14 protein-coding genes and 1 pseudogene are annotated in these 14,156 nt (G+C 66.8%); 12 read left to right on the forward strand and 3 right to left on the reverse strand.

The genetic code is table 11. The features are described from left to right. Positions 1-124: 124 nt before the first annotated feature. Positions 125-253, reverse strand: a pseudogene (locus tag CP958_RS09515) (IS110 family transposase); the annotation flags it as partial. 467 nt (positions 254-720) lie between these two features. After that, the gene (locus CP958_RS09520; RefSeq protein ID WP_096701739.1) at positions 721-1,737 is read right to left on the reverse strand and encodes a class 1 fructose-bisphosphatase; all 1,017 of its coding nucleotides are present in this window, start codon (positions 1,735-1,737) and stop codon (positions 721-723) included. 277 nt (positions 1,738-2,014) lie between these two features. Between CP958_RS09520 and hybE the strand changes: the two genes are divergently transcribed. The 3 genes from hybE to CP958_RS09535 are packed head-to-tail and all read left to right on the forward strand — an operon-like array spanning position 2,015 to position 3,749. Further along, positions 2,015-2,488, forward strand: coding sequence for a [NiFe]-hydrogenase assembly chaperone HybE (gene hybE, locus CP958_RS09525; protein ID WP_096701740.1), 474 nt, complete (start codon positions 2,015-2,017; stop codon positions 2,486-2,488). Next, entirely contained in the window at positions 2,485-3,270 is a 786-nt protein-coding gene (locus tag CP958_RS09530; RefSeq protein WP_096701741.1) for an SUMF1/EgtB/PvdO family nonheme iron enzyme, read from the forward strand. The genes hybE and CP958_RS09530 overlap by 4 nt, the downstream gene beginning before the upstream one ends. After that, the gene (locus CP958_RS09535) at positions 3,267-3,749 is read left to right on the forward strand and encodes a cupin domain-containing protein (RefSeq protein WP_096701742.1); all 483 of its coding nucleotides are present in this window, start codon (positions 3,267-3,269) and stop codon (positions 3,747-3,749) included. The genes CP958_RS09530 and CP958_RS09535 overlap by 4 nt, the downstream gene beginning before the upstream one ends. On the opposite strand, the gene CP958_RS09540 is transcribed toward CP958_RS09535, so the two are convergent. Beyond that, positions 3,746-5,755: a 4Fe-4S binding protein gene (locus tag CP958_RS09540; RefSeq protein WP_096701743.1), complete on the reverse strand. Its 2,010-nt coding sequence runs from the start codon at positions 5,753-5,755 to the stop codon at positions 3,746-3,748. The two genes, CP958_RS09535 and CP958_RS09540, sit on opposite strands and share 4 nt — an antisense overlap. Positions 5,756-5,834: 79 nt before the next feature. Between CP958_RS09540 and fdhD the strand changes: the two genes are divergently transcribed. From fdhD to CP958_RS09585, 9 genes are all read left to right on the forward strand, one after another. Further along, the gene (gene fdhD / locus CP958_RS09545; protein WP_096701744.1) at positions 5,835-6,716 is read left to right on the forward strand and encodes a formate dehydrogenase accessory sulfurtransferase FdhD; all 882 of its coding nucleotides are present in this window, start codon (positions 5,835-5,837) and stop codon (positions 6,714-6,716) included. Continuing rightward, complete coding sequence (gene mobA, locus CP958_RS09550; RefSeq protein ID WP_096701745.1) at positions 6,709-7,851, forward strand: molybdenum cofactor guanylyltransferase MobA; 1,143 nt, start codon at positions 6,709-6,711, stop codon at positions 7,849-7,851. Before fdhD ends, mobA begins: the two co-directional genes overlap by 8 nt. Beyond that, positions 7,848-8,258, forward strand: a complete 411-nt coding sequence (locus tag CP958_RS09555; protein ID WP_096701746.1) for a DUF3306 domain-containing protein — start codon at positions 7,848-7,850, stop codon at positions 8,256-8,258. Before mobA ends, CP958_RS09555 begins: the two co-directional genes overlap by 4 nt. 244 nt (positions 8,259-8,502) lie before the next feature. Next, the gene (locus tag CP958_RS09560) at positions 8,503-9,108 is read left to right on the forward strand and encodes a molecular chaperone TorD family protein (RefSeq protein WP_096701747.1); all 606 of its coding nucleotides are present in this window, start codon (positions 8,503-8,505) and stop codon (positions 9,106-9,108) included. An 11-nt stretch (positions 9,109-9,119) separates the two neighbouring features. Beyond that, positions 9,120-9,323: a hypothetical protein gene (locus CP958_RS09565; RefSeq protein ID WP_242442819.1), complete on the forward strand. Its 204-nt coding sequence runs from the start codon at positions 9,120-9,122 to the stop codon at positions 9,321-9,323. 17 nt (positions 9,324-9,340) lie between these two features. Next, positions 9,341-12,229 carry a formate dehydrogenase subunit alpha gene (locus tag CP958_RS09570; protein ID WP_096701749.1) on the forward strand — a complete coding sequence of 963 codons (2,889 nt, stop codon included), beginning with the start codon at positions 9,341-9,343 and terminating at the stop codon, positions 12,227-12,229. A gap of 14 nt (positions 12,230-12,243) precedes the next feature. Then, on the forward strand, positions 12,244-12,879 hold the full coding sequence (gene fdh3B / locus CP958_RS09575) for a formate dehydrogenase FDH3 subunit beta (protein ID WP_096701750.1): 636 nt from the start codon (positions 12,244-12,246) through the stop codon (positions 12,877-12,879). A 2-nt stretch (positions 12,880-12,881) separates the two neighbouring features. Then, a complete protein-coding gene (locus CP958_RS09580; protein WP_096701751.1) occupies positions 12,882-13,145 on the forward strand; it encodes a hypothetical protein in 264 nt (87 codons plus the stop codon). Between the two features lie 14 nt (positions 13,146-13,159). After that, on the forward strand, positions 13,160-14,155 hold the full coding sequence (locus tag CP958_RS09585; protein WP_096701752.1) for a formate dehydrogenase subunit gamma: 996 nt from the start codon (positions 13,160-13,162) through the stop codon (positions 14,153-14,155). Position 14,156 lies beyond the last annotated feature (1 nt).

The following is a 14,156-nucleotide window of genomic DNA, read 5'->3' on the forward strand; positions in this document are numbered from 1 at the left end:
CCCAGGCCGGCGGCCCCGCCGTGTCACAGGCCTGCGCCACCGGCGTGCGCTGCCTGCTGACGGCGGCGACGGAGATTCAGGCCGGTCTGGCCACCGTGGCCCTGTCGGCCACCTGCGACCGCACCGCCTGCTGCTCGGGCGTCTTGACCGGCACCCGGGGGACAGAGCGCCGCGCCATCGCTTCGCAAATGGCAGCGGCGTCATTGGCGTCGTTCTTGCGGCCGCGCTTGACGTACGGCTTCACATAGGCCGGGTAGTGCAGCGTGCTCCACGGCTCGTCGAAGGCGTGGGCCACGTGGTGGTAGAATTCCTTGTACTGCTCGGGCGTGATCTCGGACTTGGACCGGGTCCACAGGGCGTTGGCCGAGAACCTGGCCGCGCTTCAACTGACGGCACAAAATCGCTTCTTCATCCGCATTCACCCCGTGCAGCGCAAACGCGCCCTTCGACAGGTCGATCGCAATCCTGATAATCTCGCTCATGGGCGGCCCCCTCTTTGTGGCGTCTCAGAAACGACCACGTTAGGGCACTTCGATGCCGGTGAGCAGGGGCCGTCCACACCATCATCCGTGGCCGCAAAGCGGCATCCGCGTCTATCCGTGTCCATGAACGGCTGAAACCGGCGTTGGCTCCGCCCTTCGGCCGCCTCAGCGGAAATCAGGCCGAACGGCCGTCATCCCGAGGCCGCCATGACGGCCCCGGGATGACAAGCCCGTCGGATTATTTCTTGGCGTCGTATTCGGCGTGGTAGGCGCCGATGCGCTCCACTTCGTTCTTGGAGCCCAGGATCACCGGCACCCGCTGGTGCAGGGCGGTCGGTTGGACCTCCATCATGCGGCCCCGGCCGGTGGTGGCGGCCCCGCCCGCCTGCTCGATGATGAAGGCCATGGGATTGGCTTCGTACATCAGCCGCAGCTTGCCGCCCTTCTTGATGTTCTCGGAATCCGCCGGATAGAGGAAGACGCCGCCGCGACAGAGGATGCGATGCACCTCGGCCACCATGGAGGCCACCCAGCGCATGTTGAAATCCTTGCCCCTGGGGCCTTCCTTGCCCTGGCGGCACTCGTCGATATAGCGCTTCACCGGCGGTTCCCAGAACCGCTCGCGCGAGGAATTGATGGCGAATTCCTTGGTGTCGGCCGGAATGGTCATGTTGGGATGGGTCAGCAGGAACATGCCGACATTCTGGTCCAGGGTGAAGCCGTTGACCCCGTTGCCGGTGGTCAGCACCAGCATGGTCGACGAGCCGTAGAGGGCATAGCCGGCCGCCACCTGGGTCACGCCCTTCTGCAGGAAGGCGGCCTCCTCGATGGTATTGACGCCCTCGGGCAGCTTGAGGATCGAGAAGATCGACCCCACCGAGATGTTGACGTCGATGTTGCTCGACCCGTCCAGCGGATCGAACAGCAGCAGGTACTTGCCCTCGGCCGCCCCCTTGACGGCGTGCACGTCCTCCAGCTCTTCCGAGGCCATGCCGGCATACGAACCGCCCAGGGCGTTCATGTGCAGGAAGATATCGTTGGCCAGCACGTCGAGCTTCTTCTGCTCCTCGCCCTGGACGTTCTCGGACCCCGCCACGCCGAGATTGCCGGCCAGCGCGCCGCGGTTGACCTCGTGCGAGATCATCTTGCAGGCGAAGATGATGTCGGTCATCAGCGCGGTGAACGAACCCGACCCGCCCAGGCGGCGCTGCTCCTGCAACAGGAAGTGGGTCAGCGTGATCCTCTTGTACGGCATGTCTACCCTCTCTCTCACTGGGCGGGGTTTCCCCGTCGTTGGATGGCAAAGAACTTTGCTGGCAAGCCCCTCAGGCGCCGGGCGGGTTTCTCCGAAACCCTTGGCTTCCGCGGCATAATCCGCGCGGCCCCTTGGGCCTGACCAAGTCCTGATGAGAACCGCTCATCGGGACTTGGTATTAGCCGATACCGCCATGAAAATGCAATGCGAAGGTGGGGGCTTCTCCCCTTCCACCGGGTAGGCTACGATCCCTTCCCCGTCACTCAGGAGTACCTCCATGGCCGATCCCCTGTCCCCCGCCGATCAGCCTCGCATCCGCGAGCTGGTGAGCGTTTTCGCGCGTATCGGCGAGGAGCGCATGAAGGATTTGGGCCTCTACAATCCCGAACTTCAGGTGGAGGCGGTGGGCTTTCGCCGGTGGCAGGGCTGGCTGGCCGGCATCCTGGTGACCCCGTGGTTCATGAACTTCATGCTGCTGCCCGGACCGGAGACCGAGAATCTGGCCGGCGTCGAGCCGGGCTCGCGCCGCCGCATCGACCTGCCCAAGGGCCAGGTGGTGTTCGTGGTCGGCGAGGTCGAGGAGGTCGGTCCCTACCTCTCCCACTCCATCCATTCGCCCATGGGCCAGTTCCCCGACCACGCCAGCGCCTCGACCACCGCCTGGGCGGCCGTCGGCCCCTATTTCCAGGAGCCGGGCGAGGAGCCCGCCGCCGGATGCGGCTTCGGCTGGGGCGTCAACAAGGGGCCATGAGGAAACAGGCCGCCGCCCTCGTCCTGCTGCTGCCGCTCGCCCTCCCGGCCACCGCCGGGGAATGGCGGCCCTGCCCGCAATGCCCTCCCATGGTCGGCATTCCGGCCGGCACCGCCATGATGGGCGACGACGGCTCCAACTTCGCCAACGAGAAGCCGGCGGTGCCGGTGACCATTTCCCGTCCCTTCGCCCTGTCGGCCACCGAGGTGACCTTCGACGAGTGGCAGAAATGCGTGGCCGCCAAGGCCTGCAAGGGCGGCCAGGACGACCACACCTGGGGCAGGGGCAAGCGGCCGGTGATCAACATCACCTGGGATGATGCGCGGGCCTATGCCGCCTGGGTGGGAAAATCCAGCGGGCTGACCTGCCGCCTGCCCAGCGAGGCCGAATGGGAATACGCCGCGCGGGCCGGCACCTCCACCGGCTACTGGTGGGGCGAGGAGGCGGGCAACGACCGGCTCAACTGCCGCGACTGCCTGGGCAAGGAACCGCCCTATGGTTCACGCCCGGCCAGAAGCTTTCCGCCCAACCCCTGGGGGCTCTACGAGATGAACGGCAACGTCTGGGAATGGACGGCCGATTGCTGGACCCCCGACCATTCCAGTCCCGCCGCCACCGGCGACAACGCCTGCCGCGACAAGGTGGTCAAGGGCGGCTCGTGGTATTACTTCTCCGCCATGTCGCGGGCCTCGGCGCGGGCCAAGAACGATGCTGCCGTGTGGAGCTACAATATCGGCATCCGGGTACTGTGCGAGTTGCCCGAGGCAAAGGAGGCGAAATGACCAAGGACAGGTTCCCCATCGCCATCGAGGCGGCCGCCGCCGACCCCAGACTCCGCCCGTCCATCTACCCCGAGCCCTTCGCCTCCATGATGGAGGGGCGGGTCAAGCACCCGCTGGGCGATCTGTTCGGGCTGGCCAATTTCGGCGTCAACCTCACCCGGCTGGCGCCGGGAGCGGTCTCGGCGCTCCGCCATGCCCATGCCCGCCAGGACGAGTTCATCTATATCCTGGACGGCACGCCGACCCTGGTCACCGATGCCGGCGAAACGCCCCTCGCCCCCGGCATGTGCGCCGGTTTCAAGGCCGGCACCGGCGATGGCCACCATCTGGTCAACAACGGCGATACCCAGGTGGTCTACCTGGAGATCGGCGACCGCACGCCGGGCGACGCCGCCATCTATCCCGACGACGACATCGCCGCCGAGCAGACGCCCGACGGCAAGTGGCGCTTCCTGCACAAGGACGGCACGCCCTATTAGCTCTTGCCGTCCCGCTCCTTCAGGTAATCCTCGGTGGTACGGGTAACCGGCGGCGCGGCACCGGCCAGGGGGCGGTTGCCCACCTCCAACTCATATTGGGCCACCACGCGGCAATCCTCGCACATCTTGATGAGGTCCAGCTTGCCGGTGCCCTTGAACATGGCGTGGCCGCTCATGCGCTCGGTCATGCGCTCGATCACCGACTTGGAGGCGAAGGGCTTGCCGCAGCGGATACACTGATAGGGCTCCTCCTCCTTCAGTACGGCACGCACCCTGGTATCGGGACCGAAGGCCAGGCGCGGCACCAGGGTCACCGCCTTTTCCGGGCAAGTGACGCGGCACAGGCCGCACTGGACGCAATTGACCTCCTGAATGCCCAGCGACGGCTTGTCGGGATGGCCCGACAGCGCATGGGGCGGACAGGCGGAGACGCAGGCCATGCACAGCGTGCACTTGGCCTGATCCACGACGATGGTACCGAAGGGATCGCCGGGCTCCAGCGCCAGCACATCCACCGGATTGGGGGCATGGCGGTGCAGATGGGTGAGCGCCAGCCCCAGCGTCTGACGCTTGCCGCCCAACACCAGGAACTCGGCGGCGGGGTCCACCGCCTTGGGCGCCCGGGCGGCGATCAGCGGTGCGATGGCGGCGGGATCGGCCTCGGTCTCCAGCCGGGTCCGGCAGGGCCAGCCCAGCCCCTCGGCCACCCGGTTGGCCAGCGCCACGGCGGAACGGACGCCATCCAGATCGTTGCGCCTGGCCGGATCGGCCAGCACCACCACTTCGCCCGCCCCCTTGGACAAGGCGGACAGCAGGAAATCCGGCCCCAGCGCCGCCACCGCCGCCACCTGCATGGGAATCACGTCGGCCGGCAGGCCATCGCCGAAGCGGGACAGGGCGGACAGCGCCTCGCCCCCCGCCTCCTCATGAACCAGCAAGACGGGCGAGCCGCCCCCCGCCGCCCGATGGGTCTCCAGCAATGCCCCCAGCCGGTTGTACAGGCCGTTGCCGGCCGGCACGTCGAAGCGGATGGCGCCGGTCGGACAGACCGCCGCGCAGGAGCCGTGCCCGCCGCACACATGGGCATCCACCGAAGCGGCATCGCCCAGGGGGCTGAGCGCCCCCGAGGGACAGGCGTCGAGACAGCGGGTGCAGGCCACCTGCCCGTTGCGCGAATGGGCACAGATGGCGGCCTCGATCCTGATCCAGCGGGGCTTTTCGAACTCGCCCACCAGCCCGCCGATCTCGGCCAGGGCGCGTTCCAGCGCCACCTTGTCGCGGGGATCGACCCTGAACCAGCCGTCACGCGGCGCCAGCAGCGCGGGCTGGCCGGTGAGATCAAGGACCAGGTCGGCGGAAAGGTCGCGGCCGCCCACCGCCGCCTCGAAGGCCAGGGCGCCGCGCGACGACGGCGAGGCCCCGGCCAGATCGGCGACACTGATCTTGAAGGCGCCGAGATGGCCCGTGGCGCGCAACGGCTTGCCCCGGAACAGGCCCAGCGCCCGCACGGCGGGCGGCACCAGATCGGATTCGTGGCCGGGCAGCAGCAGACAGGTCACGGCGCGCTCGGCCCCAAGACGCCGGGCGGCGTCCAGCACCTCCTGGCCCAGCCCCAGGATCAGCACCGAGCCTTCGCTGGTCAGCGTCACGCTGGGGGTGGGCTCAGGCTCCAGCGCCGCCTCGTTGATCAGGGCGGCGATCTTGGGCGTGGCGCGGGCGGCCTCTGCCGACCAGCCGGCACGGTCGCGGATATCGACGCAAGTGGGCTCGGGCGCCTCGGCCAGCCGGGCCAGTTCGGCGAACAGCGGCGCCTCCTGGCCGCAAGCCACCAGCAGGTCCTCGCCCGAGGCGACGGCCTGGCGGAAGGCATCGGCCTGAGAGCGGCAGAGCTGGAAATACACCTGTTCCGGCGGCTCGGTTCCCAGCGCCTTGGCCAGGGCCTTGACGTCGAGGGGCATGGTTCCCTCGCACGAACACACCATCACCCGCTTGCCGCCGACCTTCATACGCCTCGTCCCTCTTTTCGTTGCCGCCCCATTGTAGGTCGGGCCGGGGCCGCATACTGTAAAGACCAGGAGGCCAAGAATGAACGACAAAGACATGCTGGTGCGTCCCGATCCCGACGACCGGCGCCTTTACCAGACCGTCACCGGAATCGATCAGACCGGAGCCAGTGTTCCCGCCGACATCATCAACGAGCGGCCGCTGACCATCTTCCTCAACGGCCGCGAAATCGTCACCGCCATGACCATCGGCGACTACCCGGAATATCTGGCGCTGGGCTATCTGCTGAACCAGAACATGCTGCGCGCCGACGACGAGGTCAAAGCCGTCGATTACGACGAGGAGATCGAGACCGTGGTGGTGCGCACCACGCGGCAGACCGATTACGAGGAAAAGCTGAAGAAGAAGATCCAGACCTCGGGCTGCGCCATGGGCACGGTGTTCGGCGACGTCATGGAGAAGTTCGAGACGGTCAGCCTGCCCACCGACGAGCGCTTTCACACCTCCTGGCTCTACGGCCTTCAGAAGTCCATCAACACCATGCCCAGCCTCTACCTCAAGACAGGCGCCATCCACGGCTGCGTGCTGTGCGAGGAGGACCGGCCGCTGATCTATATGGAAGACGTCGGCCGCCACAACGCCATGGACAAGATCGCCGGCTATATGTTCCGCCACGGTCTGTCCACCCAGGGCAAGAGCCTCTACACCACCGGCCGGTTGACCAGCGAGATGGTGATCAAGACGGTGCAGATGGGCATTCCGGTGCTGCTGTCGCGCTCGGGCTTCACCGCCTGGGGCGTCGAACTGGCGCGCAAGGCGGGCCTGACCCTGATCGGCCGCGCCAAGGGCAGGCGCTTCACCGCCCTGGCCGGTACCGAACGCATCGTCTTCGACGCCGATCCGTCCCAGGCGACGGAAGAGCCCGGCCATCTGTCACGCAAGGGAAGCCGCGACGATGACTGAGATGGTTCCGCCCCCCTCCTCCAACATCGCCGGGCTGATCCTGGCCGGCGGCTTGTCGCGGCGCATGGGCGGCGGCGACAAGCCGCTGATCACCGTGGGCGGCCAGAGCCTGCTGGAGCGGGTGATCGAGCGCCTGTCGCCCCAGGTGGGCCCCATGGTGCTCAACGCCAACGGCGACCCCGCCCGCTTCGCCGACACCACCTTACCGGTGGTGCCCGACGTGATCGACGGCTATGGCGGACCGCTGGTCGGCGTGCTGACCGGCCTGGAATGGCTTAGGGACCACACCATCGGCGTCGAGTGGATGGTGAGCTGCGCCGCCGATACGCCGCTGTTCCCGGCCGATCTGGTGGAGCGCCTGTTCCGCGCCGTCACCGAGCGGGGCGCCGACATCGCCGTGGCCAAGACCGGCGATCAGGCCCATCCGGTCTTCGCCCTGTGGCCGCTGCGCCTGGCCGGCGATCTGCGCCGCGCCGTGGTCGACGAGGACATGCGCAAGATCGATGCCTGGACCGAGCGCTACAAGGTGGTCCACGTGGAGTGGCCGACCCGGCCCCACGATCCGTTCTTCAACGTCAACACGCCCGAGGACGTGGTGCGCCTCGGCATGATCCTCGACGGCAGCCTGCCCGCCGAGCCGCCGCTGCAGGCCGAAACCGGCATCGCCATGCTGATCGAGCGCCGCGACGGCACCACCCAGTGGATCAAGGAATCCTGGCGGCCGCTGGAGGCCCTGGCCGATACGCCGGGCGCCGCCCCCTGGACGCTGCTCAGCCGGGGCGAGGGTTTCGAGCATTATCTGGCGACCGGCGTGAAGGTGGTGCTGCACCGCTCGGACCTCACCTCCTACCGCTACAATCTCGGCGGGCTGGAACCCCGGCTTTACGTGGTGCTGCGCCAGACCGGCGAGACCGAGGCACCGGTCAGGGTGGTGATGGCCACCATCGCCCCCGACGAAGCCCAGGCCATGAGCGAAAGCGGCGAGGACATGGTGGACGGCGTCCCCCTGCCCCGTCCGCTGTTCGATTGGGCCATGGCGTTTTGCGCCTGTCACCCGCCGGACGAGCCCATGAAGAAGAGAAAGCGCGACAAGCTGGATTCCGACAAGGTCTTCGGGGCCAAGGGACGATCATGAGCGGCGAACCCTTCCTGTCGCGCTGGTCGCGGCGCAAGCTCGACGCCAAGGCCGAGCCGGCGCCTCCACCGGCCGAGGAAGCCAAGAGGCCGGAACCGGTTCCCGAGCCGCCTCCCCCCGACCTTCCCCCCGTGGAGTCCCTGGGCAAAGACTCCGACTATTCCGTCTTCCTGAAGGCGGGCGTACCGCGGGAACTGAAGCAGGCGGCGCTGCAAAAACTGTGGGAAGCCGATCCGGCCCTGATGGCGCCGGAAATCATGGACCTGCACATGGGCGACTACACGTCTCCGGTCGGCGAGGTGGTCAAGACTGCATGGCGGCTTGGCAAGGGCGCGCTGGACGCCGCCGAACTGGCGGCCGAAGCCGAGGAGAAGGCTAAGATTACGCCTCCTGACCAGGACTCCTGATCACTCTGTGTTTTTTACATAGCACTCGTAATTTTCACGCAAAATAATACAGCAACAAAATACCTAAATAACCACAGCAAGAAATTGCTGTGATGCAGCAAACAAAATCTCCATCACCCCTATGGAATTGCGAGATTCTACTCCCGATCTCCTTGACTGGTCACACCAGTTTACGGATGATTGACTGGTCGCCACAGGAGGCGACTAAGGTTTCGGCATTAAGATCGAAGCCACGGGAGGAGAGATGAGGGCGGTGACGGCACTCCAAGGCACGGCCGAGGACGACTTCCTGCGCGCACGCTTCTACGGCCTCCTGGCGACCCTGCTGGTCGCCCCGCCGACGGAGGAATTGCTGCGCCGTCTGGCCGCCATGGGTACCGATGCGACACCGCTCGGCACCGCCCTGGGCCATCTGGCCCAAGCCGCCGCCGTCGCCGATGCCGATCAGGTCGCCGATGAATTCGCCTCCCTGTTCGTGGGTGTGACCGGCGGCGAGATTCTGCCCTACGGCTCGTGGTACCTGACCGGCTTCCTGCACGAAAAGCCGCTGGCCGAACTGCGCGACGACATGGCCCGCTTAGGCATCGAGCGCTCGCCCGGCGTGTCCGAGCCCGAGGATCACGCCGCCTCGCTGTGCGAGATGATGCAGGGACTGATCTCCGGCCTGTTCGGCGAGCCCCTGGACCTGCCCGCGCAGAAGACGTTCTTCCAGACCCATTTGGGGAGCTGGATGCCCCGTTTCCTGGCCGATCTCGACAAGGCCCCCTCCGCCCGCTTCTACCGCGCGGTGGCGGAGATCGGCCGGGTGTTCCTGGAGATCGAAGTCCAGGCTTTCGCCATGGTGGACTGATGGAGAGTGCGATGACCAACACCCCCGAATCCAAGACCGTCAGCCGGCGCGACCTGTTGCGCGGCGCCGCGCTGTCCGCCGGAGCCGCCGGGGCCGCCGCCGTCGGCGTCACCGCCACCAAGGCCGACGCGGCCTCGGCCGACCAGACCCGCACGGGGGCCGGCTACCAGGAAACCGAACACGTGCGGCGCGCCTACGAAGCGGCCGGCTTCTGAGCTGACGGGAGGAAACCATGCTGATCAAGAAGCGTGACGGCGAAGCCCGCAAATCCGCCCTGTCGGAAACCCTGGCCTCGGTGGCCGGCGGCGCCATGGACCGCCGCGCCTTCCTGCGCCGCTCGGGCCTGACCGCCGGCGGCGCCGCCCTGTTGGGGGGCATCGGCGCCGGCACGGTGCGCAAGGCGGAAGCCGTGCCCGCCGCCCCCGATCCCAAGGCCGAGGTCAAGAAGGCCATCTGCACCCACTGTTCGGTGGGCTGCACCGTCAATGCCGAGGTCTCCAACGGCGTGTGGATCGGCCAGGAGCCGGCCTTTGATTCCCCCATCAACCTGGGCAGCCACTGCGCCAAGGGCGCGGCGGTGCGCGAGCACGCCCACGGCGACCGCCGCCTGAAGTATCCCATGAAGCTGGAAGGCGGGAAGTACAAGCGCATCAGTTGGGAACAGGCCATCAACGAGGTCGGCGACCGCCTGCTCAAGATCCGCGACACGGCGGGTCCCGATTCGGTCTACTGGCTGGGATCGGCCAAGTTCTCCAACGAGCAGTCCTACCTGATGCGCAAGTTCGCGGCGCTGTGGGGCACCAACAACGTCGACCATCAGGCCCGTATCTGCCATTCCACCACCGTCGCCGGCGTCGCCCAGACCTGGGGCTACGGCGCCATGACCAATTCCTACAACGATATCCACAATTCCAAGGCGATGTTCTTCATCGGCTCCAATGCGGCCGAGGCCCATCCGGTGGCGATGATGCACATCCTCAAGGCCAAGGAGCAGAACAAGGCGCCGCTGATCGTCTGCGACCCCCGCTTCACCCGCACCGCCGCCCATGCCGACGAGTACGTGCGCATGCGCCCCGGCACCGACGTGCCGCTGATCTGGGGCATCCTGTGGCACATCTTCGAGAACGGCTGGGACGACAAGGAATTCATCCGAAAGCGCGTCTGGGGCATGGAGCAGGTCCGCGCCGAGGTCGCCAAGTGGACCCCGGAGGAGACCGAGCGGGTCACCGGCGTGCCCGGCGCCCAGCTGAAGCGCGTCGCCCAGACGCTGGCCACCCACCGGCCGGGCACCGTGGTGTGGTGCATGGGCGGCACCCAGCACACCGTGGGCAACGCCAACGTCCGGGCCTATTGCATCTTGCAACTGGCGCTCGGCAACCTGGGCGTCTCGGGCGGCGGCACCAACATCTTCCGCGGCCACGACAACGTCCAGGGCGCCACCGACATGGGGCTCGACGTCACCACCCTGCCGGCCTATTACGGCCTTGCCGCCCCGGCCTGGAAGCACTGGGCGCGGGTGTGGGGGCTGGATTACGACTACATCAAGGGCCGCTTCAAGACCCCCGAACTGATGGAAGCTCCCGGCATCCCGGTGTCGCGCTGGTATGACGGCGTCAACGAGGCCAAGGAGAACATCGCCCAGCCCGAGCCCATCAAGGCCATGGTCTATTGGGGCCACGCCCCCAATTCCCAGACCCGTCAGCCCGAGCTGAAGAAGGCCATGGAGAAGCTGGACACCCTGGTGATCATCGATCCCTATCCGACGGTGTCCGCCGTGCTGCACGACCGTACCGATGGCGTGTACCTGCTGCCCGCCGCCACCCAGTTCGAGGTGGACGGCTCGCGCACCGCGTCCAACCGCTCGCTGCAATGGAGCGAGCAGGTCATCAAGCCCATGTTCGAATGCAAGGGCGATCACGAGATCATGTATCTGCTGGCCCAGAAGTTCGGCTTCGGCGCCGAGCTGTGCAAGAACATCAAGGTCGACGGCACCGTTCCGCTGATCGAGGATATCCTGCGCGAGATCAACCGGGGCGCCTGGACCATCGGCTATACCGGCCAGTCGCCGGAACGGCTCAAGGCCCACATGGCCAACCAGCAGACCTTCGACAAGACCACGCTGCGCGCCGTGGGCGGCCCGTGCGACGGCGATTATTACGGCCTGCCCTGGCCGTGCTGGGGCAATGCCGCCACCTTGAAGCATCCCGGCACCCCCAACCTCTACGACACCTCCAAGCCGGTGAAGGATGGCGGTCTCAACTTCCGCGCCCTGTTCCCGGAATACAAGGGCGAGAGCCTGCTGGCGGTGGATTCCTGGCCCGAGGGCTCGGAGCTGCCGGCCGGCCATCCCGGCTTCACCTACGGCATGCTGAAGAAGCTGGGCTGGGACAAGGACCTGTCGGCCGAGGAACTGGCCACCATCCAGAAGATCGGCGGCGAGAAGGCCGACGACGTGGCCTGGACCATCGACATGTCGGGCGGCATCCAGCGCGTCGCCGTGCTGCACGGCGCCGCTCCCTTCGGCAACGGCAAGGCCCGCGCCGTGGTGTGGAACTTCCCCGATCCGGTGCCGCTGCACCGCGAGCCGCTCTACACGCCCCGGCGCGATCTGGTGGAAAAGTATCCCACCCACGCCGACAAGAAGATGATGCGCCTGCCCTTCCTCTATAAGTCCATCCAGGACAAGGACGTGTCCAAGGAGTTCCCCATCATCCTCACCTCCGGCCGGCTGGTCGAGTACGAGGGCGGCGGCGACGAGACCCGTTCCAATCCCTGGCTGGCCGAGCTGCAGCCCGACATGTTCGTAGAGGTCAATCCCTTCGACGCCAACAATGCGGGCGTACGGGCCGGCGACTACGTCTGGGTGTTCGGCCCCGAGGGCGGCAAGGTCAAGGTCAAGGCCCGCATCACCGAACGGGTGGGACGCGGCGTGGCCTTCATGCCCTTCCACTTCGGCGGCTGGTTCCAGGGTAAGGACCTTAGAAGCAAATACCCCGAAGGGGCATCGCCCATCGTCCTGGGCGAAAGCACCAATACCGCGCAGACCTACGGCTATGACTCGGTGACGGCCATGCAGGAGACGAAAGTCACCCTGTGCCGCATCGAGAAGTTCCAGGCGTAAGGAGGAGAACGATCATGGCCCGCATGAAATTCCTCTGCGACGGCGAACGCTGCATCCACTGCAGCGGCTGCGTCACCGCCTGCAAGAACGAGCACGAGGTGCCCTGGGGCATCAACCGCCGCCGCGTCGTGACGCTCAACGACGGCAAACCGGGGCAGAAATCCCTGTCGGTGGCCTGCATGCACTGTTCCGACGCGCCGTGCATGGCGGTCTGCCCAGTGGATTGCTTCTACCAGACCAATGACGGCATCGTGCTGCACAACAAGGATCTGTGCATCGGCTGCGGCTATTGCTTCTACGCCTGTCCGTTCGGTGCGCCGCAATACCCCTCCACCGGCAATTTCGGCGGGCGCGGCAAGATGGACAAGTGCACCTTCTGCGCCGGCGGCCCCGAGGCCGACCATTCCAAGGCGGAGCTGGAGAAGTACGGCCGCAACCGCATCGCCGAGGGCAAGCTGCCGCTCTGCGCCGAGATGTGCGCCACCAAGGCCCTGCTGGCCGGCGACGGCGACATGGTCTCCACCATCTACCGCGAGCGCGTCATGGCGCGGGGCTTCGGCTCGGGCGCGGCGGGCTGGGGCCAGGCCTATGGCGAGCAGCGGCGCGAGCGGGCCCGCGAAGGCGCCGGTGCTCCGGCCAAGGACAAATAGCCATGCGCCCGCACGCCATGGCCGCCGCCCTGATGGCCCTCCTCGCCCTTGCCGGCTGCAAGGGCGAGGAAATGGGCCGCCAGATCAAGCTGGACAAGGGGACCTATACCGGTCTCCGCGACGGCGAGATCGACCCGTCCACCCGGCAGGCGCTGCAACAGCGGATCGCCAGCCAGAATGACGGCATCGCGCGGCTGACCACCAATGGCGTCATTCCCACAGGTGAAGCGACCCCTTCGGGCCGCATCACCGGGCAAAAATTCTGAAGGGGAGGCATCGCATGAGCCGAACCATCCTCGCCGTTCTGCTGCTGGTTCTCGGTCTCGGCATGGCCGGTTTCGGAAAAATCGGACCCGTCCGGGCCGCCAGCTACGACGGCGACATCCCCACCGCCGCCCAGTCCGACCGTATCACCTCGCCCGATTCCTGGCGCGCCATCCGTCAGGGCGAGGCCGGTTATATCGGCGGGCAGCCCGTGGCGCGCGGCGTGCTGATCCAGTCCGAGGGCGAAATCTGGCGCAACTTCCGCAACGGCAAGCTGGCGGTCTATGCCGGCTGGCTGCTGATCGGCGTCAGCGCGGCCATCGCCGCCTTCTACTTCATCCGCGGCAAGATCATGATGGAGGGTGGTCCCTCGGGAACCTTCATCCTGCGCTTCACCAAGATGGAACGCATCGGCCACTGGCTGACCGCCGGCTCGTTCATGGTGCTGGCGGTGACGGGCCTGAACATCCTGTTCGGCCGCTGGATCATCGAGCCCTGGCTGGGCAAGACCCTGTTCTCCTGGATAACCTGGGCGGGCAAGTGGCTGCACAACATCGCCGGCTTCGTCTTCATCGTCGGGCTGGTGATGATCTTCTTCCTGTGGGCGCGGGACAATCTGTGGGACCGCTATGACTGGGGCTGGATCAAGGGCGGCGGCGGCCTGTTGAAGAAAGGCGTTCACCCCCCCGCCGCCAAGTTCAATTTCGGCCAGAAGACCCAGTTCTGGATGGTCATCCTGGTGGGCGCCCTGGTGTCGTCGACGGGGCTCAACCTGCTGTTCCCCTTCACCATGGGCGACATCCACGCCATGCAGGTGATGCAGCTGATCCACGCCGCCCTGGCGGTGGTGATGGTGCTGTTCATCCTGGGGCACATCTATATCGGCACCGTCGGCATGGAAGGCGCCTCCACCGCCGTGACCACCGGCTATGTGGACCGCGAATGGGCGCGCACCCACCACGCCGTCTGGGTCGAGGAAGCGGAAAAGGGCGAGCCGAAGGCGGCGGAGTAAC

The organism is Magnetospirillum sp. 15-1 (assembly GCF_900184795.1).
Classification (GTDB): domain Bacteria; phylum Pseudomonadota; class Alphaproteobacteria; order Rhodospirillales; family Magnetospirillaceae; genus Phaeospirillum.

Bases quoted from the DNA above. Each gene is read 5' to 3' on its own strand.
- fdh3B (WP_096701750.1), top strand. From the start codon at position 12,244: ATGGCCCGCATGAAATTCCTCTGCGACGGCGAACGCTGCATCCACTGC.
- CP958_RS09570 (WP_096701749.1), top strand. From the start codon at position 9,341: ATGCTGATCAAGAAGCGTGACGGCGAAGCCCGCAAATCCGCCCTGTCG.
- hybE (WP_096701740.1), top strand. From the start codon at position 2,015: ATGGCCGATCCCCTGTCCCCCGCCGATCAGCCTCGCATCCGCGAGCTG.
- CP958_RS09535 (WP_096701742.1), top strand. From the start codon at position 3,267: ATGACCAAGGACAGGTTCCCCATCGCCATCGAGGCGGCCGCCGCCGAC.
- fdhD (WP_096701744.1), top strand. From the start codon at position 5,835: ATGAACGACAAAGACATGCTGGTGCGTCCCGATCCCGACGACCGGCGC.
- CP958_RS09530 (WP_096701741.1), top strand. From the start codon at position 2,485: ATGAGGAAACAGGCCGCCGCCCTCGTCCTGCTGCTGCCGCTCGCCCTC.
- CP958_RS09560 (WP_096701747.1), top strand. From the start codon at position 8,503: ATGAGGGCGGTGACGGCACTCCAAGGCACGGCCGAGGACGACTTCCTG.
- CP958_RS09555 (WP_096701746.1), top strand. From the start codon at position 7,848: ATGAGCGGCGAACCCTTCCTGTCGCGCTGGTCGCGGCGCAAGCTCGAC.
- CP958_RS09565 (WP_242442819.1), top strand. From the start codon at position 9,120: ATGACCAACACCCCCGAATCCAAGACCGTCAGCCGGCGCGACCTGTTG.
- CP958_RS09540 (WP_096701743.1), bottom strand. From the start codon at position 5,755: ATGAAGGTCGGCGGCAAGCGGGTGATGGTGTGTTCGTGCGAGGGAACC.
- mobA (WP_096701745.1), top strand. From the start codon at position 6,709: ATGACTGAGATGGTTCCGCCCCCCTCCTCCAACATCGCCGGGCTGATC.
- CP958_RS09585 (WP_096701752.1), top strand. From the start codon at position 13,160: ATGAGCCGAACCATCCTCGCCGTTCTGCTGCTGGTTCTCGGTCTCGGC.
- CP958_RS09520 (WP_096701739.1), bottom strand. From the start codon at position 1,737: ATGCCGTACAAGAGGATCACGCTGACCCACTTCCTGTTGCAGGAGCAG.
- CP958_RS09580 (WP_096701751.1), top strand. From the start codon at position 12,882: ATGCGCCCGCACGCCATGGCCGCCGCCCTGATGGCCCTCCTCGCCCTT.